This is a genomic window from Pseudomonas sp. D3 (genome assembly GCF_029320995.1).
Taxonomy (GTDB): Bacteria; Pseudomonadota; Gammaproteobacteria; order Pseudomonadales; family Pseudomonadaceae; genus Aquipseudomonas; species Aquipseudomonas paraveronii.
Map to the genome: position 1 here is coordinate 2,381,973 of NZ_CP119772.1, position 19,401 is coordinate 2,401,373.

Here is a 19,401-nt window from a genome sequence, read left to right on the forward strand (position 1 = left end):
CGATCTGCGCGCAAGCGGTTAGCCGCAGCGTCGCGAAGGGCTGCGTCAGTTCGAGGCGTTCAAGGTGGGCGGTGCGGAGCAGTCGGAAGTGGACTGCTCGGGCCGTCATTTACAGATGACGATCATGCTCCGGCTGGTGTAGCCGGCAGGGTTGAGGCCGAAGGGATAGTCCCCAGGCTCCTCGGAGTTGTCACCGGACTTGGCGATAACCCGGTAGCCCTTGGCACCGCATGAATTGACTGCACTGGTGTAGCACTGGTCCCAGGAGGAGGACAGGCCGGAACAGTTGATATGCAGCCCTTTTTTGCCCCGTTTCACTTCTGTCTTGGTGGTCGCGGCACAGCCAGCAATGGCCATGACCATTAACAGTATCAAAATTCGCTTCATTCCCATCCTTAATAGCGGCTTCGAAAAAATGCATGAAGCCAGCTTTACTCGCTCTCGATTGTAGCGTTCGCGCTGTCCTTGTCGAAACTCTCCATGAATGACATCTGTTTGCGGCCTAAACATGGCCTAAATGAGCGGCAAATACCAGAGCTACCGTCAAAGATGATTAATCGGCTGGTACCAGAGGTTTAGCCTCGTTTCGCATGGTCAATGTGGCGCCAACGGAGGCCAGGATAATGCAGGCGATGGCCATCCACTGTGCAAGCGACAAATGCTCCTGCAGGAAGAACAGGCCCGAGAGCGCGCCGAATGCGGGTTCGATGCTCATCAACGTGCCAAAAGTACGGGCGGGTAGGCGAGTCAGCGCGACCATCTCCAGGGTGTAGGGCAGCGCGGTGGACAGGATGGCGACGCCGATGGCGACCGGAATCAGCGAGGGCGTCAGCAGCGCCACACCCGCATGGACGATGCCGATGGGGGCGACGAACAAGGCAGCGATCATGACGCCCAGGGCGGCCGTTTGTACGCCGTTATCATTCCCCGCCTTTTGGCCGAACAGAATGTAGAGCGCCCAGCAAACACCTGCGCCTAATGCATAAGCCGCCCCGACTACGTCAATGCTAGTGCTGGCTTCTCCCATGGGAATTAACAGTAGGAGACCGACGACTGCGAGGGCAATCCACAGAAAGTCCACCGCCCGGCGCGATGCGTAGAGGGCGACGGCGAGCGGCCCGGTGAATTCCAGGGCTACCGCAATACCAAGGGGAACTGTGCGCAGCGACATATAGAAGAGGAAGTTCATGCCGCCCAGGGCCATTCCGTAGACGATCACGGTGCGCAGGGATTTGGTCGTCAGCGTGGCGCGCCACGGGCGCAATATAAGCAACATGATGACGCTGGCGAAAATCAGGCGCAGCGTGGTGGTGCCTTGGGCGCCGACAATAGGGAACATACTCTTGGCTAGCGAGGCGCCGGACTGGATGGAAGCCATGGCGATCAACAGCAGGCCGACGGGAAACAGTGCCGAGGTCAGGCTGCGGGGGGAGGTGGTCATTGGGGGTGTTCGTCCGAGGTCATATTTGAGTAGCAGAAGCCCTATGATGCTTAACTGTGCAATATTGAGCAATATATTGCTCAATTATCAATCGACGGCCCTCTATATAGAGGGGATTTTGAGATTTTCGGCTGTTTGATAGAAAAACCAAATTAAGGGTTGACGGCAAATCCTGTACGTCTATAATTCGCCCCACTTCCGGCGCAGTCGAAACGGAAAACTCCTTGGTAAACAAAGAGTTATGCGAGATTCGACAGCGGCCTGCTTCAGTTCATCGAAGCCTGGAGGGAGTTGGTAGAGCAGTGTTGTTTGGCTCTATTAACGTTTCGATCTTCTCGGTCGAAAGCGGAGAAAAAGAGGTGTTGACAGCAGCGTGTAACGCTGTAGAATTCGCCTCCCGCTAACGAGAGATCGGAAGCGCAAGTGGTTGAAGTTACAAAGGAAACTTTGAAAACTTCTGAAAATAATCACTTGACAGCAAATGAGGCTGCTGTAGAATGCGCGCCTCGGTTGAGACGAAAGATCTTAACCAACCGCTCTTTAACAACTGAATCAAGCAATTCGTGTGGGTGCTTGTGGAGTCAGACTGATAGTCAACAAGATTATCAGCATCACAAGTTACTCCGCGAGAAATCAAAGATGTAACCAACGATTGCTGAGCCAAGTTTAGGGTTTCTTAAAAACCCAAAGATGTTTGAACTGAAGAGTTTGATCATGGCTCAGATTGAACGCTGGCGGCAGGCCTAACACATGCAAGTCGAGCGGTAGAGAGAAGCTTGCTTCTCTTGAGAGCGGCGGACGGGTGAGTAATGCCTAGGAATCTGCCTGGTAGTGGGGGATAACGTTCGGAAACGGACGCTAATACCGCATACGTCCTACGGGAGAAAGCAGGGGACCTTCGGGCCTTGCGCTATCAGATGAGCCTAGGTCGGATTAGCTAGTTGGTGAGGTAATGGCTCACCAAGGCAACGATCCGTAACTGGTCTGAGAGGATGATCAGTCACACTGGAACTGAGACACGGTCCAGACTCCTACGGGAGGCAGCAGTGGGGAATATTGGACAATGGGCGAAAGCCTGATCCAGCCATGCCGCGTGTGTGAAGAAGGTCTTCGGATTGTAAAGCACTTTAAGTTGGGAGGAAGAGCAGTTACCTAATACGTGATTGTTTTGACGTTACCGACAGAATAAGCACCGGCTAACTCTGTGCCAGCAGCCGCGGTAATACAGAGGGTGCAAGCGTTAATCGGAATTACTGGGCGTAAAGCGCGCGTAGGTGGTTAGTTAAGTTGGATGTGAAATCCCCGGGCTCAACCTGGGAACTGCATTCAAAACTGACTGACTAGAGTATGGTAGAGGGTGGTGGAATTTCCTGTGTAGCGGTGAAATGCGTAGATATAGGAAGGAACACCAGTGGCGAAGGCGACCACCTGGACTGATACTGACACTGAGGTGCGAAAGCGTGGGGAGCAAACAGGATTAGATACCCTGGTAGTCCACGCCGTAAACGATGTCAACTAGCCGTTGGGAGCCTTGAGCTCTTAGTGGCGCAGCTAACGCATTAAGTTGACCGCCTGGGGAGTACGGCCGCAAGGTTAAAACTCAAATGAATTGACGGGGGCCCGCACAAGCGGTGGAGCATGTGGTTTAATTCGAAGCAACGCGAAGAACCTTACCAGGCCTTGACATCCAATGAACTTTCTAGAGATAGATTGGTGCCTTCGGGAACATTGAGACAGGTGCTGCATGGCTGTCGTCAGCTCGTGTCGTGAGATGTTGGGTTAAGTCCCGTAACGAGCGCAACCCTTGTCCTTAGTTACCAGCACGTAATGGTGGGCACTCTAAGGAGACTGCCGGTGACAAACCGGAGGAAGGTGGGGATGACGTCAAGTCATCATGGCCCTTACGGCCTGGGCTACACACGTGCTACAATGGTCGGTACAGAGGGTTGCCAAGCCGCGAGGTGGAGCTAATCCCAGAAAACCGATCGTAGTCCGGATCGCAGTCTGCAACTCGACTGCGTGAAGTCGGAATCGCTAGTAATCGCGAATCAGAATGTCGCGGTGAATACGTTCCCGGGCCTTGTACACACCGCCCGTCACACCATGGGAGTGGGTTGCACCAGAAGTAGCTAGTCTAACCTTCGGGAGGACGGTTACCACGGTGTGATTCATGACTGGGGTGAAGTCGTAACAAGGTAGCCGTAGGGGAACCTGCGGCTGGATCACCTCCTTAATCGACGACATCAGCTGCTCCATAAGTTCCCACACGAATTGCTTGATTCATTGAAGAAGACGATAAGAAGCAGCCCGAAATTGGGTCTGTAGCTCAGTTGGTTAGAGCGCACCCCTGATAAGGGTGAGGTCGGCAGTTCGAATCTGCCCAGACCCACCAATTTTGTGTGGGAACCTGTAGAAATACGGGGCCATAGCTCAGCTGGGAGAGCGCCTGCCTTGCACGCAGGAGGTCAACGGTTCGATCCCGTTTGGCTCCACCACTACTGCTTCTGAAGTTTGAGAGCTTAGAAATGAGCATTCCATCGTGATGATGGTGAATGTTGATTTCTAGTCTTTGATTAGATCGTTCTTTAAAAATTTGGGTATGTGATAGAAAGATAGACTGAACGTTACTTTCACTGGTAACGGATCAGGCTAAGGTAAAATTTGTGAGTTGCTCTTAATTGAGTATTATCGAATTTTCGGCGAATGTCGTCTTCACAGTATAACCAGATTGCTTGGGGTTATATGGTCAAGTGAAGAAGCGCATACGGTGGATGCCTTGGCAGTCAGAGGCGATGAAAGACGTGGTAGCCTGCGAAAAGCTTCGGGGAGTCGGCAAACAGACTTTGATCCGGAGATGTCTGAATGGGGGAACCCAGCCATCATAAGATGGTTACCTTACACTGAATACATAGGTGTAAGGGGCGAACCAGGGGAACTGAAACATCTAAGTACCCTGAGGAAAAGAAATCAACCGAGATTCCCTTAGTAGTGGCGAGCGAACGGGGACTAGCCCTTAAGTGGCTTTGAGATTAGCGGAACGCTCTGGAAAGTGCGGCCATAGTGGGTGATAGCCCTGTACGCGAAAATCTCTTAGTCATGAAATCGAGTAGGACGGAGCACGAGAAACTTTGTCTGAATATGGGGGGACCATCCTCCAAGGCTAAATACTACTGACTGACCGATAGTGAACTAGTACCGTGAGGGAAAGGCGAAAAGAACCCCGGAGAGGGGAGTGAAATAGATCCTGAAACCGTATGCGTACAAGCAGTGGGAGCCTACTTTGTTAGGTGACTGCGTACCTTTTGTATAATGGGTCAGCGACTTATTTTCAGTGGCGAGCTTAACCGAATAGGGGAGGCGTAGCGAAAGCGAGTCTTAATAGGGCGTCTAGTCGCTGGGAATAGACCCGAAACCGGGCGATCTATCCATGGGCAGGTTGAAGGTTGGGTAACACTAACTGGAGGACCGAACCGACTACCGTTGAAAAGTTAGCGGATGACCTGTGGATCGGAGTGAAAGGCTAATCAAGCTCGGAGATAGCTGGTTCTCCTCGAAAGCTATTTAGGTAGCGCCTCATGTATCACTGTAGGGGGTAGAGCACTGTTTCGGCTAGGGGGTCATCCCGACTTACCAAACCGATGCAAACTCCGAATACCTACAAGTGCCGAGCATGGGAGACACACGGCGGGTGCTAACGTCCGTCGTGAAAAGGGAAACAACCCAGACCGTCAGCTAAGGTCCCAAAGTTATGGTTAAGTGGGAAACGATGTGGGAAGGCTTAGACAGCTAGGAGGTTGGCTTAGAAGCAGCCACCCTTTAAAGAAAGCGTAATAGCTCACTAGTCGAGTCGGCCTGCGCGGAAGATGTAACGGGGCTCAAACCATACACCGAAGCTACGGGTATCACTTAGGTGATGCGGTAGAGGAGCGTTCTGTAAGCCTGTGAAGGTGAGTTGAGAAGCTTGCTGGAGGTATCAGAAGTGCGAATGCTGACATGAGTAACGATAATGGGTGTGAAAAACACCCACGCCGAAAGACCAAGGTTTCCTGCGCAACGTTAATCGACGCAGGGTTAGTCGGTCCCTAAGGCGAGGCTGAAAAGCGTAGTCGATGGAAAACAGGTTAATATTCCTGTACTTCTGGTTATTGCGATGGAGGGACGGAGAAGGCTAGGCCAGCTTGGCGTTGGTTGTCCAAGTTTAAGGTGGTAGGCTGGAATCTTAGGTAAATCCGGGATTCTAAGGCCGAGAGCTGATGACGAGTTAACTTTTAGTTAACGAAGTGGTTGATGCCATGCTTCCAAGAAAAGCTTCTAAGCTTCAGGTAACCAGGAACCGTACCCCAAACCGACACAGGTGGTTGGGTAGAGAATACCAAGGCGCTTGAGAGAACTCGGGTGAAGGAACTAGGCAAAATGGCACCGTAACTTCGGGAGAAGGTGCGCCGGTGAGGGTGAAGGACTTGCTCCGTAAGCTCATGCCGGTCGAAGATACCAGGCCGCTGCGACTGTTTATTAAAAACACAGCACTCTGCAAACACGAAAGTGGACGTATAGGGTGTGACGCCTGCCCGGTGCCGGAAGGTTAATTGATGGGGTTAGCTAACGCGAAGCTCTTGATCGAAGCCCCGGTAAACGGCGGCCGTAACTATAACGGTCCTAAGGTAGCGAAATTCCTTGTCGGGTAAGTTCCGACCTGCACGAATGGCGTAACGATGGCGGCGCTGTCTCCACCCGAGACTCAGTGAAATTGAAATCGCTGTGAAGATGCAGTGTATCCGCGGCTAGACGGAAAGACCCCGTGAACCTTTACTATAGCTTTGCACTGGACTTTGAATTTGCTTGTGTAGGATAGGTGGGAGGCTTTGAAGCGTGGACGCTAGTTCGCGTGGAGCCAACCTTGAAATACCACCCTGGCAACTTTGAGGTTCTAACTCAGGTCCGTTATCCGGATCGAGGACAGTGTATGGTGGGTAGTTTGACTGGGGCGGTCTCCTCCTAAAGAGTAACGGAGGAGTACGAAGGTGCGCTCAGACCGGTCGGAAATCGGTCGTAGAGTATAAAGGCAAAAGCGCGCTTGACTGCGAGACAGACACGTCGAGCAGGTACGAAAGTAGGTCTTAGTGATCCGGTGGTTCTGTATGGAAGGGCCATCGCTCAACGGATAAAAGGTACTCCGGGGATAACAGGCTGATACCGCCCAAGAGTTCATATCGACGGCGGTGTTTGGCACCTCGATGTCGGCTCATCACATCCTGGGGCTGAAGCCGGTCCCAAGGGTATGGCTGTTCGCCATTTAAAGTGGTACGCGAGCTGGGTTTAGAACGTCGTGAGACAGTTCGGTCCCTATCTGCCGTGGACGTTTGAGATTTGAGAGGGGCTGCTCCTAGTACGAGAGGACCGGAGTGGACGAACCTCTGGTGTTCCGGTTGTCACGCCAGTGGCATTGCCGGGTAGCTATGTTCGGAATAGATAACCGCTGAAAGCATCTAAGCGGGAAACTAGCCTCAAGATGAGATCTCACTGGGACCTTGAGTCCCCTGAAGGGCCGTCGAAGACTACGACGTTGATAGGTTGGGTGTGTAAGCGCTGTGAGGCGTTGAGCTAACCAATACTAATTGCCCGTGAGGCTTGACCATATAACACCCAAGCAATTTGACTACTCGAAAGAGCATCAGATTGCGGTGTGTGAAGACGAAACGAACCGAAAGTTCGAATCTCACAAAACACCGAAAGCTATCACATACCCAATTTGCTGAAGCGAGGCCAGCTGGCCACGACTCAGTACCCGAATTTCTTGACGACCATAGAGCATTGGAACCACCTGATCCCATCCCGAACTCAGCAGTGAAACGATGCATCGCCGATGGTAGTGTGGGGTTTCCCCATGTGAGAGTAGGTCATCGTCAAGATTAAATTCCAGAACCCCTGTTTGCTTACGCAGACAGGGGTTTTGTTTGTCCGCTCGAAAAGTGCGAAGAGCGCCACTGCGGTGGTCTTCGGTGCGTCCTTGTCGTGGTTTAGTAACGGCTCTTTGAGTGTTTGTGCCGCGATCCTCAAACTGCAAGATCATACAAGAACGGTTGCCCCTTCCTTCGATAGTCTGACAACTCTCATCTACCAGAGGATTGGTCATGGCTCAGCAACAGCACTCAGCACAACCTGTAAATCTCGCGCAAAAAGCTTCACTCATCAGTGAACAGTGGAGCCCAAGAGTCGTAGCCGAGATGAACGACTACCAGTTCAAGGTTGTACGCATCGAAGGCGAGTTCATCTGGCACTCACATCCAGAAACCGACGAGGCGTTTCTCGTGCTTGAAGGGACACTGCGTATCGACCTTCCGGAAGGTCCCGTGTATGTGGCGCCGGGGGAGTTGTATGTCGTTCCTCGCGGAATAGAACACCGGACGGCCGCCGAAGGCGAAGCCAAACTGATGATGATCGAACCTCGCGGCATCTTGAACACCGGCCATGAAGGGGGAGACCGCACCGCCATGAACGACCAGTGGATCTGAAATCCATCCTGCTGTTCCAGGCCACCGTCGCCATCTGGCAACAGTGGCCTCGTCCCCCGACGCTCGGTACCGCCTGCACCACACGACCCTTCCAGGCTACCGTTTGGGAAATCGATGCAAAGTGTTTCTGCATTTTTGCTATGGTGCAGCACATTTTCACAAGGATTGATCTTTCATCCGCAGGACGCGGCGTCGACCTTTTTCAACGAGATGCTGTAGAAATGCCTGAACCGATACCGATCAAAGACCACGAAAACGAAAACCGCCTGGTCAACAAACGCCTGTTCGCCTGCGCCTTGTTGGTGATCGGCATCACCTGTGCTCTGGTGGGCCGCCTGTATTTCCTACAGGTGGTGCAATTCGACTATCACTCGACGATTTCTGAAAACAACCGTGTCCACGTACTGCCCATCACGCCGACTCGTGGCTTGATCTATGACCGCAACGGCGTTGTGCTGGCTGACAACCGCCCAAGCTACAACCTGATCATCACCCGTGAGCGCACCACCGACCTCAAGGGCGAGCTGGACGAGATCGTCAGTCTGCTGCACCTACCGGCAGAAGACCGCGCCGTGTTCGACAAGGCGCTGAAGCAGGCGCGGCATCCTTTTGTGCCGGTTACGTTGTTTTATGAGCTGACCGAAGAACAGATCGCCGAACTCGCCGTCAATGAGTTCCGTCTGCCCGGCGTAGACGTCGAACCGCAATTCGTTCGCCACTATCCCCTGGGCGCGCACTTCGCTCACTCCATCGGTTACGTTGGCCGCATCAACGAAAAAGAATCCAAGACCCTCGACTCGGTGGAGTACCGCGGCACGCAGTCCATCGGTAAGACTGGCATCGAGCGGTTCTACGAGTCAGAGCTGCATGGCCATGTCGGCTATGAAGAAGTCGAGACCAACGCCCAGGGACGCGTACTGCGCGTGCTCAAGCATACCGACCCGATCCCCGGCAAAAACATCGTGCTGAGCCTCGACGTCAAACTCCAGGAAGCGGCTGAAGAAGCCTTGGGCGATCGCCGTGGCTCGGTGGTAGCACTCGACCCGCAAACCGGCGAAGTACTGGCTATGGTCAGCAAGCCCAGCTTCGACCCCAACCTGTTCGTCACCGGCATCAGCTTCAAGGAATATGCGGCCCTGCATGATTCTATCGACCGTCCGCTGTTCAACCGCGTCCTGCGCGGTCTCTATGCGCCGGGCTCGACCATCAAGCCGGAAGTGGCCATCGCGGGTCTCGACAGCGGGGTAGTGACCGCCCAGACCCGTGTGTTCGACCCCGGTTACTACCAATTGCCCGACTTTGACCACAAATACCGCAACTGGAACCACAGCGGTGATGGTTGGGTGGATATGGACGCGGCCATCATGCGCTCCAACGACACCTATTTTTACGACCTGGCCCACAAGCTGGGCATCGACCGCCTACATGACTACCTGGCCGAATTTGGCCTCGGCCAGAAAGTCTCCCTGGACATGTTCGAAGAGTCAGCTGGCCTGATGCCGTCCCAGGCCTGGAAGCGCGCGACACGGCGCCAACCCTGGTTCCCGGGCGAAACGGTGATCCTCGGCATCGGCCAGGGTTATATGCAGGTCACGCCGCTGCAATTGGCCCAGGCCACCGCGTTGATTGCCAATAAAGGCGTATGGAATCGACCGCGCCTGGCCAAGACTATCAACGGCGTGGCGCCAGTGGATGAGCACCCGATGCCTAACGTGGTCCTCAAGGACCCGCGTGACTGGGAACAGGTCAACCACGGGATGCAACTGGTGATGCACGACCCCCGCGGGATCGCTCGGGCGGCCGCGCAGGGTGCTCAATACCGGATTGCCGGCAAGAGTGGTACCGCGCAGGTGGTGGCGATCAAGCAGGGTGAGCGCTACAACCGCGACAAAACCCTGGAGCGCCACCGTGACAACGCGCTGTTTGTCGGGTTTGCGCCGGCGGAGCACCCTCAAATCGTGATTTCGGTGATGATCGAAAACGGCGAGGCCGGTGGCCGCGTCGCAGGCCCGGTGGTGCGCCAGATCATGGACGCCTGGCTGCTCGACCACGAAGGCCACCTGAAGCCGCAATATGCGACGCCGAGCAAAGCCCCCGGCGACCCTCACGTCTGACTCACACCTGCCATTCGTCCCACTGCTCCACGCCCTCATGTGCCAGCCACGGCACATCATGGGCCGTCCAGATATGCGCGGTGGGCCTGACACCCGGATCATCGTCCAGCGTCGCCACCCGCACAATCACATGGGGCTGATGCCCACGCTCGGCCATCAGATGTGAGCCACAGCGTGAGCAGAAACGCCTGAATTTGCCTGGCGAAGATTCGAAGGCCGCCAACAGTTCCTCGCCCTGCGTCCAGCGAAAATGTTCACGCATCACGCCGGCGGTGCTCACAAACGCCGCCGCATGCACCTTGCGACAGCTATCGCAGTGGCAGTGGCTGATGGGCATGTCCAGGCTGTCCACCTGGTAGCGCACGGCTTTACAGAAGCAACTTCCATTCAACGGGTCAGTCATAACCTATGGCCGGGTCAACGATGGGGGCATCATCATCGCGCAGAACCCAAGGTTGCGCATTGGTCGATGTCGCCTACTGTCAATGGAGGAGGTGACGTATGCACGTATCAGATCGAATCGAACGGAAAGTCCTACTGAACGCTCCACGCAAAAAGGTGTGGGAGGCGCTCACCGATGCCGAGCAATTCGGCCGCTGGTTTGGCATCGCCCTCAAGGGCAAGACCTTTGTCGCCGGGGAAACGATCGAAGCGCCGATCACTTACCCAGGTTACGAACACGTGATCTGGAAGGCCAGGATCGAACACATCTTGCCGCAGACGCGGTTTTCGTTCTCGTGGCACCCCTTCGCCGTAGAAAAAGGCATCGACTACGACAAGGAAACACCGACGCTGGTGGAGTTCACCGTTGAAGACCGCGCCCCGGGCATTTTGCTGCGGGTCGTTGAATCCGGCTTCGACGCAGTGCCCGAAGCCCGCCGCCTGAAAGCCTTCAAAATGAATTCCCGCGGATGGGACGAGCAAATGCGCAATATCGAAGGCTACCTGAGCCACTTCCACCAAGGCATCGCCTGAGGCGATTGCGCGCTGTGTGCGCGTTAACGTGCCGCGTTTGGCCGGATGCCGAGTAGAATCACGCCCTGAAAGCGATTCCTGAGGTGCGTCACGGTGGATTTACAGCAGGGTTTTGTCCTGACCCGGCATTGGCGCGATACCCCGGCGGGGACGCAGGTCAGTTTCTGGCTGGCCACCGACCAGGGGCCGAGGTTTATCCGCCTCCCTGTGCAAACCTCGGTGATGTTCATCCCCGAAGCCCATCGCAAGCCGCTGGATTGGCTGCTCAAGGGCGAGCGCGATGTCGAATTGCGCCCGCTGGAGCTGTGCGATTTCCATCACCGCAAGGTGTTGGGCCTCTACACCCGCCAGCATCGGCAACTGATGGACCTGGAAAAACGCCTGCGCGCCGCCGGTGTCGATGTCTACGAAGGTGACGTGCGCCCGCCCGAGCGTTACATGATGGAGCGTTTCATCACCGCCCCCGTGTGGTTCGACGGCACCCCCGACGCCACGGGCGCGCTGCTCGACGCGCAGATGAAACCCGCGCCCGACTATCGCCCGCCGCTCAAGCTGGTGTCCCTGGACATCGAGACCACCGCCCAGGGTGATCTGTATTCCATCGCCCTCGAAGGCTGTGGCGAGCGCCAGGTGTACATGCTCGGCCCGCCGAACAAAACCGATGCGGTGGACTTCAAACTCGACTATTGCGACACCCGCGGCCAATTGCTCGAGCGCCTCAACCAATGGCTCGCCACGCATGACCCCGACGCGATCATCGGCTGGAATGTGGTGCAGTTCGACCTGCGCGTGCTCCACGAACACGCCCAGCGTCTCAACGTGCCACTCTTGCTCGGCCGGGGCGATGAGCCCATGGCCTGGCGCGAGCACGGCAGCCGCAATCATTACTTCGCGGCCGCGGCGGGGCGGCTGATCATCGACGGTATCGAAGCGCTGCGCTCGGCCACCTGGAGTTTTGAATCCTTCAGCCTGGAAAACGTCGCGCAAACCCTGCTCGGCGAAGGCAAGGACATCTCCACGCCCTACCAGCGAATGGACGAAATCAACCGCATGTTCGCCGAGGACAAGCCGGCCCTGGCGCGTTACAACCTCAAGGACTGCGAGCTGGTCACGCGGATTTTCGAGAAGACCGAGCTGCTTAAATTCCTGCTGGAACGGGCCAGCGTCACCGGCTTGCCGGCCGACCGCAACGGTGGCTCCGTGGCCGCATTCACCCACCTGTACCTGCCGCTGATGCACCGCCAAGGCTTCGTCGCGCCGAACCTGGGCGACAAACCGCCCCAGGCCAGCCCCGGCGGATTTGTCATGGATTCACGCCCCGGCCTCTACGAATCGGTGTTGGTGCTGGACTACAAAAGCCTTTACCCGTCGATTATCCGCAGCTTCCTGATCGACCCCGTGGGCCTGATCGAAGGCCTCAAGCACCCCGATGACAGCGAGTCAGTGGAAGGCTTTCGCGGCGCCCGGTTTTCCCGCACCCGGCACTGCCTGCCGGCCATTGTTGCGCGCATCTCCGAAGGTCGCGAAGAGGCCAAGCGCGAACGCAATGCGCCGTTGTCCCAAGCGCTGAAAATCATCATGAACGCCTTCTACGGCGTCCTCGGTTCCAGCGGTTGCCGGTTCTTCGATACGCGCCTGGCGTCGTCGATCACCCTGCGCGGCCATCAGATCATGCGCCAGACCCGCGAACTGGTCGAAGCCCAGGGCTATGAAGTGATCTACGGCGACACCGATTCCACCTTCGTCTGGCTCGGTGGCGCGCACTCCCAGGAGGACGCCAGCCGCATCGGCCAGGCGCTGGTGCAACACGTCAACGATTGGTGGCGCGCGCATTTGCACACTGCATTCGGCCTGCACAGCGCCCTGGAGTTGCAATACGAAACCCACTTCACGCGCTTCCTCATGCCGACCATTCGCGGCGCCGAGGAGGGCAGCAAGAAGCGTTACGCCGGCTTGGTGGTGCGCGGCGACGGCAGCGAAGAGATGGTCTACAAGGGCCTGGAAACCGTGCGCAGCGACTGGTCGCCCCTGGCCCGGCAATTCCAGCAGGAGCTCTACCATCGTATCTTCCACCGCCAGCCCTATCAGGATTACGTGCGCGACTACGTGCGGCGCACCTTGAGCGGCGAATTCGACGAGCTGCTGATCTACCGCAAGCGCCTGCGCCGGCGGTTGGACGACTACGAGCGCAACGTCCCGCCGCACGTGCGCGCTGCGCGCCTGGCCGACGACTACAACGACCGCATGAACCGCCCGCGCCAGTACCAGCGCGGTGGCTGGATCAGCTACGTGATCAGCGTCAACGGCCCGGAACCGCTGGAAGTGCGCCAGGCACCGATCGACTATGACCACTACGTCACCCGGCAATTGCAGCCAGTGGCCGATGCGATCCTGCCGTTTGTGAATGACGACTTCGGCACCCTGGTCGGCGGGCAAATGGGCCTGTTCTAAACTATTTGCCTCGCGCGGGTGAGCGTCTACGCTGTTGGCGTGCTCGGCAATTGCTACGTGATACCAAGGAGGTCCCCCATGTACACGCTCTACGGCACCGACGACTCCGGCTCATGCATGATCGAAATTGCCCTGCAGCGTTGCGCGGTGCCATGGCATCGGGTAGACGCCAGCTCCTGGCAGGACGGCGAGGGCAGCGAAGCGCTCGCGCGTATCAACCCGCTCAAACAGATCCCCACGCTGGTAACGCCCGATGGCCAGGTGCTGACGGAAAGCGCGGCGATCCTGATCCACCTGGGCCTGGAATTCCCTGCCGCCAATCTACTCGCCGACAACCGTGCGCAGATCCTCCGCGGCCTGGTGTACATCGCCGCCAATTGCTACTCGGCAATCGGCATCATCGACTACCCGACGCGCTGGCTGGGCGACGCCGATGAGGCCGCGCAAGCACAATTGATCAGCGGCACGCGCCACTACCTGCACCGGGCCTGGTTGGTGTTCGCCGATCAGTTTGCCGACCAATTGTTCGCCGCCGATCAGCAGCCGAATGCCCTGGGCATCATGGCGGCGGCGGTGTCGCGCTGGGATGCGGCGCGAGAGGCGTTGCACGCCTCGCGGTCGGCGTTTGCGCAGACCCTGGACAGGGTGGATGCCGATCCGCTCGTGGCGCCTGTGTTTGCTCGGCATTGGCCGGAGTGCGAGGTCTCTTAATATTTCGGCAACCAAAAGAAACAATGGCCGCCAAACCGACCCAATCCCTTGCGTAGCAGGTGTCCTGGCCTACGCTTTCTCAAGGTGGTGTAGGAATCATCCTTGAATTTGGCTGTCGCAGACATGAAACTCAAGAACCCTGCATGGAATTCAAAGGAGGTGCGCATGCTCATCCGGTCGCTGACCCTGGCTACCTTGATGGCTTTTACGGGGCCGCTGTTGGCTGCTGCTGATATCAACCCGCTCAAGCAGGATTTGGGCAAGGCCCGACCGCTGGTGGTGGTGGAGCTTGATTCCGGCAATGAAACATTGGTCAAGCTCAAGAAACAGCTGGACGAGCCTGCCACCAAGCAGTCCTTTGAAGAGCGCGGCATGGTGTTGTACACCGTGAAGTTTGGCAGCATCGGTGCCGAAGGGGAGAAGTTCGCCAAGGACCCCAAGGACAACAAGAAGCTCACACCGCCTGAAACCAACGCGCTGATCCGCGCCCTCAAATTAGGCGCCGGCAGCGGCACCAAAGTGATCCTGGTGGGCAAGGATGGTGAGAAGAAAGTTGAGAAGACCGTGCCACCGGATACCCTCGACTTGAAGGACTTCTTCAGCGCCATCGATCAGATGCCGATGGCCGAGAAAGAAGCCGCCGCCGCTGCAGAGCCCGAACCTGTCGCACCCGCTCCGGCCAAGGGCGCCAAGCCCGCCAAGCCGGCGAAACCTGGCAGCAAACCGGCCCCTCAGCCATTGGATGACTGAGGCCTATCCTTCTGCGGGCGCGCGCCCGTAGATATCGTCAAAGCGCACAATGTCGTCTTCGCCCAGGTACTCGCCGCTCTGCACCTCGATCATCACCAACTCGATGATGCCGGGGTTGGTGAGGCGGTGTTTGTGCCCGGCCGGAATGTAGGTGGACTCGTTGGCGTTGATCAGAAATTCCCGCTCGCCATTGGTGATCTGTGCGGTACCGCTGACCACCACCCAGTGTTCGCTGCGGTGGTGATGCATCTGCAACGACAGTGACGCCAGCGGCTTGACCACAATGCGCTTGATCTTGAAGCGCGCACTTTCCTCCAGCACGGTGTAGGTGCCCCATGGTCGCGTCACTGTGCGGTGCAGGTTGTACGCCGGATGGTTCTGGCGCTTGAGCTCGGCCACGATGTGGCGCACATCCTGGCTGCGATTGGCATCGGCGATCAGCAGGGCGTCGGCGGTGTCGACGATGATCAGATCGCGCACGCCCACCGCGCCGAGTACGCGCTTGGGCGAGTCGATGTAGCAGTTGTGTACGTCATGCAGAATCGCTTCGCCATTGACCTGGTTGCCCTGGGCATCGCTGGGGGTGAGCTGGCGCAGGGCTTCCCAGGAGCCGATATCGCTCCAGCCGATGTCGCAGGGCACCACGGCCACCTGCGCGGACTTCTCCATCAGCGCCACGTCGATGGACAGGTCCGGTGCGCTGCCGAAGCCTTCGGCATCCAGTTCACGCTGGCGCGAGGTTGTATTCTGCAAACTCTGGCTGTGCGCCAGCGCAGCCTTGGCGGCCGCCATCACCTGCGGGGCATGGGTGGTCAGCTCGTTCACCAGGGTGCTGGCCTTGAAGCAGAATATGCCGGCGTTCCACAGGTGCTTGCCGCCGTCGAGGTAGCCTTGCGCGGTGGCCCGGTCGGGTTTTTCGACAAAGCGGTTGACCCGGTTTCCCGCCCCCAGCGCGGCACCTTGTTCGATATAGCCGAAGCCGGTTTCGGGGCGATCAGGCTCAATACCGAAGGTCACCAGATGGCCGGCTTCGGCCAGTTCGCGGGCCTGGCTCACGGCCACGGCAAACGCGGTTTCATTGAGGATCAAATGGTCGGCGGGCATCACCAGCAACTGGGCATCGTCGCCAAAGTGCTCCTGCACATGCAGCGCCGCCACGGCAATCGCCGCTGCCGTGTTGCGGCCGAAGGGCTCCAGCAACAAGTCCAGGGGCAGCTGGGCCTTGTTCACCAGACGGTAGTCATCCAGGGTGCGAAACAGCAGGTCACGGTTGGTGACGGTGAGCACGTTTTCCACACCGGGCAGGCGGCTGGCGCGCAGGAAGGTTTTCTGCAGCAGGCTCTGGCCATCGCGCATGTGCATGAACGGCTTGGGCATGTTCTGCCGGGACACTGGCCACAGTCGGGTACCCGAACCGCCGGAAATGATGCAGGGAATTAATCCGTCGTGGGTATTCATCAATGGACTTCTTGGGTGGAAAGGACGGCCCACGCCTTTGGGATCAAGCCTGATCGCAATCGCGGTGACCCGCATCATCGGCGACTAGCCGCGCAGCGGCAACTGTGACGTGTTGAGCATCAGGATGCCGTCCACGTCGCTGAAACGCTGTGCGAGAGCGCGGCGTCGAAGAGCGGGTTGCCGTTCAGCGCGACCGCCCACGACGAACATCGGCCAGTGTCAACCCAGTCGAGCGGCCGCCCGCGCAGTGATCTCGCCCCGGACCTTGCGCGACTCGGCCGTGCGCTTGTTGGCTTCTTCCAACACCGACGTGGGCGCGGTATCCGGCCGGCCTGAATTGAACGGCGGCGCCGGTGCGTATTCGATCTGCAACTGCACCAGTTGCGCGGTCGCTTCGTCGTACAGCTCAGCCGCCAGGGTTAGGGCGAAGTCGATCCCTGCAGTAATCCCGCCGCCAGTGAACAGGTTGCCGTCACGCACCACGCGTGCTTGTACCGGGATGGCGCCGAGCGGGGCGAGCAGGTCGTGGTACGCCCAATGGGTGGTGGCCTTGCGACCGCGCAGCAAGCCGGCCGCACCGAGCACCAGCGAACCGGTACACACTGAGGTGACATAACGCGCGGTGAGCGCCTGGGCCCTGAGGAAGTCGAGGGTTTGCGGGTCTTCCATCAACGGGCCGACGCCACTGCCGCCGGGGACGCAGAGCACATCCAGGGTCGGGCAGTCGGCGTAAGTCATGGTCGGCGTGAACACCAATCCGGTGCTGGACGTGACCGGCGCGAGGTCTTTCCACACTAGGTGCAATTTCACATCCGGCAGCGAACCCAACACGTCATAGGGGCCGGTGAGGTCCAGTTGTTGGATGCCGGGGAACAACAGAAAACCGATCTGCAAGGTCATGAACGAAGCTCCGATAAAGGGTGGACGGCTTCACTCTAGAGGCCTAGGCTTTGGCGAATACGCCATTGAACCCACACATCACGCCAATCATGCCTCGACTCATTCACGTACTCGCTTTTGATAATGCCCAAGTGCTCGATGTGACCGGGCCCTTGCAGGTGTTCGCGTCCGCCAACGACCTGGCGCGCCAGCGCGGTGCGCCGTTGCCCTACGCGGTCGCGGTGATCGCCGCCCAGACGGCGCCGGTGATGACCTCCGCCGGCCTGGCGCTGGTGGCCGAGCCGTTGCCGGCCGTCGACACGCCTTGCGACACCCTGATCATCGCCGGTGGCTGGGGCGTGTACGGCGCCGCCGAAGACCCGGCGCTGGTGGACTGGGTGCGCGAAAAAGCCCGGCACACCCGGCGTATGGCGTCGGTGTGTACCGGGGCTTTTTTGCTGGCGGCCAGTGGCTTGCTTGACGGTTGCCGCGTGGCGACCCACTGGACGCGCTGTGAAGAACTGGCGCGCAAATTCCCGGCGCTGACGGTGGAGTCCAACCCGATTTTCATCCAGCAGGGTGCGGTGTGGACGTCGGCCGGTGTGACCGCCGGTATCGACCTGTGCCTGGCCCTGGTGGAAGAAGACCTGGGCCGTGCCGTGGCGCTGGAAGTGGCGCGGCACCTGGTGGTGTTCCTCAAGCGTCCCGGGGGGCAATCGCAATTCAGCGTGACCTTGTCATTGCAAAAAGGCGACAGCCGCTTCGCCGAGTTGCACGCGTGGATCGCGGAACACCTGACCCTCGACCTGACCCTCGCCACCCTGGCCGCCCAGGCCGGCATGAGCGAGCGCAGCTTCGTGCGCCATTACCGCGCCGAAACCGGCCAGACCCCCGCGCGTGCCGTCGAGTTGATCCGCGTCGAAACCGCCCGCCGGCAACTGGCGGACAGCAGCGCATCGATCAAACGCATCGCCGTGCAGTGCGGGTTCGGCTGCGAAGAGACCTTGCGGCGCAGCTTCCTGCGGGTCTTGTCAGTGACGCCGCAGGCCTATCGCGAGCGCTTTTCGCCAGTGGCCTAGGCGAGCAGTTCCAGGAGCGCCGCAAGGGTCGCTTGCGGCGCTTCCTGAGGAATATTGTGGCCCACGCCGGGCAGCACCTGCCGCCGATAGACGCCGCTGAAGTGCTGCGCATCGTCATCCTCCAGCGGCGGCGGGCCCACGCCATCGTCGGCGCCGCACAGCGAAATCGTCGGCACCGTGATCGTCGGTTGCAGCGCCAGCGCCTGTTCGATGGACGCCAGTGCGGGATCGCCCGGCGCGTACATGAAGCGGTGACGGTAGGAGTGAATCACCACGTCGACAAAGTCCGGGTTATCGAACGATGGCGCGCTTTGGCCGTACAGGCTTGGCCCTGCGGCCCAGGAGGGCGACCACAGTGACCACAGCAATTGGCAAAACGCCCGGCGATTGGCGGTCAACCCATCCACGCCACGCGGGGTGTGGAAGTAGAACTGGTACCACAACAGATGCTCCGTTTCCGGCGACCTGGGTTCGAGAGACTTGGCAATGTCCTGGATGTTATAGCCATCGCCGCTCACCAACCCGCGCACCCGTTCCGGCCACAGCGCCGCGACAATACACGCCGCGCGCCCGCCCCAGTCATAACCTGCGAGGGTGGCCCGCGGGATACTCAGCGCATCCATGAAGTCCAACAGGTCCTTGGCCAACGCCGCTTGTTGCCCGGAGCGCATCACGTGCGCGTTGATAAACCGCGTCGGGCCATAGCCGCGCAAGTACGGCACCAACACCCGGCAACCGCGCTCGGCCAGGGCCGGGGCGATGTCGTCATAGCCGCGAGGGTCGTAGGGGAAGCCATGCAGCAGGATTACCGGCTCACCGCCGACGGGGCCGTGGGCTTCATACGCCACATCGAGCATAGAGGTGCGTATGTGAAGCAGCGGAGGGGCGATGCGCATGGTGGGCTCCTGTCGGCTGGGCGATGACTGCTGATGAAACTAATGCCGATCCGCTAAAGCCACAAGTCTGAGAGCGTCGAGGATCAAGTGTGTCCTGCATTCAGGTTGGCTGACTCACCGCCGTCACGGCCTCGA

13 protein-coding genes, 2 tRNA genes and 3 rRNA genes are annotated in these 19,401 nt (G+C 58.4%); 12 read left to right on the top strand and 6 right to left on the bottom strand.

Features of this window, described 5'->3' with window-relative positions:
- Positions 1-105: 105 nt before the first annotated feature.
- Complete coding sequence (locus P3S72_RS11015; protein WP_253394578.1) at positions 106-387, bottom strand: hypothetical protein; 282 nt, start codon at positions 385-387, stop codon at positions 106-108.
- 166 nt (positions 388-553) lie between these two features.
- Positions 554-1,441 (bottom strand): threonine/homoserine exporter RhtA, encoded by an 888-nt coding sequence (gene rhtA / locus P3S72_RS11020; RefSeq protein ID WP_276197351.1) that lies wholly within the window; start codon positions 1,439-1,441, stop codon positions 554-556.
- A 696-nt stretch (positions 1,442-2,137) separates the two neighbouring features.
- Here rhtA and P3S72_RS11025 point away from each other — a divergent pair.
- The 7 genes from P3S72_RS11025 (at position 2,138) to mrdA (ending at position 10,067) form a co-directional block, all read left to right on the top strand.
- A 16S ribosomal RNA gene (locus tag P3S72_RS11025) occupies positions 2,138-3,674 on the top strand.
- Positions 3,675-3,756: 82 nt separating this feature from the next.
- Positions 3,757-3,833, top strand: a tRNA-Ile gene (locus P3S72_RS11030).
- Between the two features lie 27 nt (positions 3,834-3,860).
- A tRNA-Ala gene (locus P3S72_RS11035) sits at positions 3,861-3,936 on the top strand.
- Positions 3,937-4,185: 249 nt separating this feature from the next.
- Positions 4,186-7,077, top strand: a 23S ribosomal RNA gene (locus tag P3S72_RS11040).
- Positions 7,078-7,234: 157 nt separating this feature from the next.
- Positions 7,235-7,350: ribosomal RNA gene (gene rrf / locus P3S72_RS11045) — 5S ribosomal RNA — on the top strand.
- The 16S, 23S and 5S rRNA genes sit together here with 2 tRNA genes alongside, the layout of an rRNA operon.
- Before the next feature lie 222 nt (positions 7,351-7,572).
- Positions 7,573-7,953, top strand: coding sequence for a cupin domain-containing protein (locus tag P3S72_RS11050; protein ID WP_276197352.1), 381 nt, complete (start codon positions 7,573-7,575; stop codon positions 7,951-7,953).
- Positions 7,954-8,174: 221 nt separating this feature from the next.
- Positions 8,175-10,067 (top strand): penicillin-binding protein 2, encoded by a 1,893-nt coding sequence (gene mrdA, locus P3S72_RS11055; protein ID WP_276197353.1) that lies wholly within the window; start codon positions 8,175-8,177, stop codon positions 10,065-10,067.
- A gap of 1 nt (position 10,068) precedes the next feature.
- On the opposite strand, the gene P3S72_RS11060 is transcribed toward mrdA, so the two are convergent.
- Entirely contained in the window at positions 10,069-10,470 is a 402-nt protein-coding gene (locus tag P3S72_RS11060) for a GFA family protein (RefSeq protein ID WP_276197354.1), read from the bottom strand.
- A gap of 98 nt (positions 10,471-10,568) precedes the next feature.
- Here P3S72_RS11060 and P3S72_RS11065 point away from each other — a divergent pair, with 98 nt between their 5' ends.
- The 4 genes from P3S72_RS11065 to P3S72_RS11080 all read left to right on the top strand — a co-directional run bounded on the left by P3S72_RS11065 (position 10,569) and on the right by P3S72_RS11080 (position 14,954).
- Positions 10,569-11,042 (top strand): SRPBCC family protein, encoded by a 474-nt coding sequence (locus P3S72_RS11065; RefSeq protein WP_253394586.1) that lies wholly within the window; start codon positions 10,569-10,571, stop codon positions 11,040-11,042.
- Between the two features lie 93 nt (positions 11,043-11,135).
- Positions 11,136-13,493 (top strand): DNA polymerase II, encoded by a 2,358-nt coding sequence (locus tag P3S72_RS11070; protein WP_276197355.1) that lies wholly within the window; start codon positions 11,136-11,138, stop codon positions 13,491-13,493.
- Positions 13,494-13,571: 78 nt separating this feature from the next.
- A complete protein-coding gene (locus P3S72_RS11075; RefSeq protein WP_276197356.1) occupies positions 13,572-14,204 on the top strand; it encodes a glutathione S-transferase in 633 nt (210 codons plus the stop codon).
- 165 nt (positions 14,205-14,369) lie between these two features.
- Entirely contained in the window at positions 14,370-14,954 is a 585-nt protein-coding gene (locus tag P3S72_RS11080) for a DUF4174 domain-containing protein (RefSeq protein ID WP_276197357.1), read from the top strand.
- Between the two features lie 3 nt (positions 14,955-14,957).
- Here P3S72_RS11080 and P3S72_RS11085 read toward each other — a convergent pair whose 3' ends face one another.
- Both P3S72_RS11085 and inhA read right to left on the bottom strand, forming a co-directional pair.
- Positions 14,958-16,412, bottom strand: a complete 1,455-nt coding sequence (locus P3S72_RS11085) for a mannose-1-phosphate guanylyltransferase/mannose-6-phosphate isomerase (protein WP_276197358.1) — start codon at positions 16,410-16,412, stop codon at positions 14,958-14,960.
- Between the two features lie 219 nt (positions 16,413-16,631).
- On the bottom strand, positions 16,632-17,312 hold the full coding sequence (gene inhA, locus P3S72_RS11090; protein WP_276197359.1) for an isonitrile hydratase: 681 nt from the start codon (positions 17,310-17,312) through the stop codon (positions 16,632-16,634).
- Between the two features lie 89 nt (positions 17,313-17,401).
- On the opposite strand from inhA, the gene P3S72_RS11095 reads away from it, so the two are divergent.
- Entirely contained in the window at positions 17,402-18,370 is a 969-nt protein-coding gene (locus P3S72_RS11095; RefSeq protein ID WP_276197360.1) for a helix-turn-helix domain-containing protein, read from the top strand.
- On the opposite strand, the gene P3S72_RS11100 is transcribed toward P3S72_RS11095, so the two are convergent.
- Positions 18,367-19,266, bottom strand: a complete 900-nt coding sequence (locus P3S72_RS11100; protein WP_276197361.1) for an alpha/beta hydrolase — start codon at positions 19,264-19,266, stop codon at positions 18,367-18,369. The two genes, P3S72_RS11095 and P3S72_RS11100, sit on opposite strands and share 4 nt — an antisense overlap.
- Positions 19,267-19,401: the final 135 nt, after the last annotated feature.

What these genes read in the sequence shown, in the direction of transcription:
- P3S72_RS11015 (WP_253394578.1), bottom strand. Translation starts at nt 387, where the DNA reads ATGAAGCGAATTTTGATACTGTTAATGGTCATGGCCATTGCTGGCTGT.
- P3S72_RS11095 (WP_276197360.1), top strand. Translation starts at nt 17,402, where the DNA reads ATGCCTCGACTCATTCACGTACTCGCTTTTGATAATGCCCAAGTGCTC.
- P3S72_RS11100 (WP_276197361.1), bottom strand. Translation starts at nt 19,266, where the DNA reads ATGCGCATCGCCCCTCCGCTGCTTCACATACGCACCTCTATGCTCGAT.
- P3S72_RS11060 (WP_276197354.1), bottom strand. Translation starts at nt 10,470, where the DNA reads ATGACTGACCCGTTGAATGGAAGTTGCTTCTGTAAAGCCGTGCGCTAC.
- P3S72_RS11075 (WP_276197356.1), top strand. Translation starts at nt 13,572, where the DNA reads ATGTACACGCTCTACGGCACCGACGACTCCGGCTCATGCATGATCGAA.
- rhtA (WP_276197351.1), bottom strand. Translation starts at nt 1,441, where the DNA reads ATGACCACCTCCCCCCGCAGCCTGACCTCGGCACTGTTTCCCGTCGGC.
- P3S72_RS11065 (WP_253394586.1), top strand. Translation starts at nt 10,569, where the DNA reads ATGCACGTATCAGATCGAATCGAACGGAAAGTCCTACTGAACGCTCCA.
- P3S72_RS11080 (WP_276197357.1), top strand. Translation starts at nt 14,370, where the DNA reads ATGCTCATCCGGTCGCTGACCCTGGCTACCTTGATGGCTTTTACGGGG.
- P3S72_RS11085 (WP_276197358.1), bottom strand. Translation starts at nt 16,412, where the DNA reads ATGAATACCCACGACGGATTAATTCCCTGCATCATTTCCGGCGGTTCG.
- inhA (WP_276197359.1), bottom strand. Translation starts at nt 17,312, where the DNA reads ATGACCTTGCAGATCGGTTTTCTGTTGTTCCCCGGCATCCAACAACTG.
- mrdA (WP_276197353.1), top strand. Translation starts at nt 8,175, where the DNA reads ATGCCTGAACCGATACCGATCAAAGACCACGAAAACGAAAACCGCCTG.
- P3S72_RS11050 (WP_276197352.1), top strand. Translation starts at nt 7,573, where the DNA reads ATGGCTCAGCAACAGCACTCAGCACAACCTGTAAATCTCGCGCAAAAA.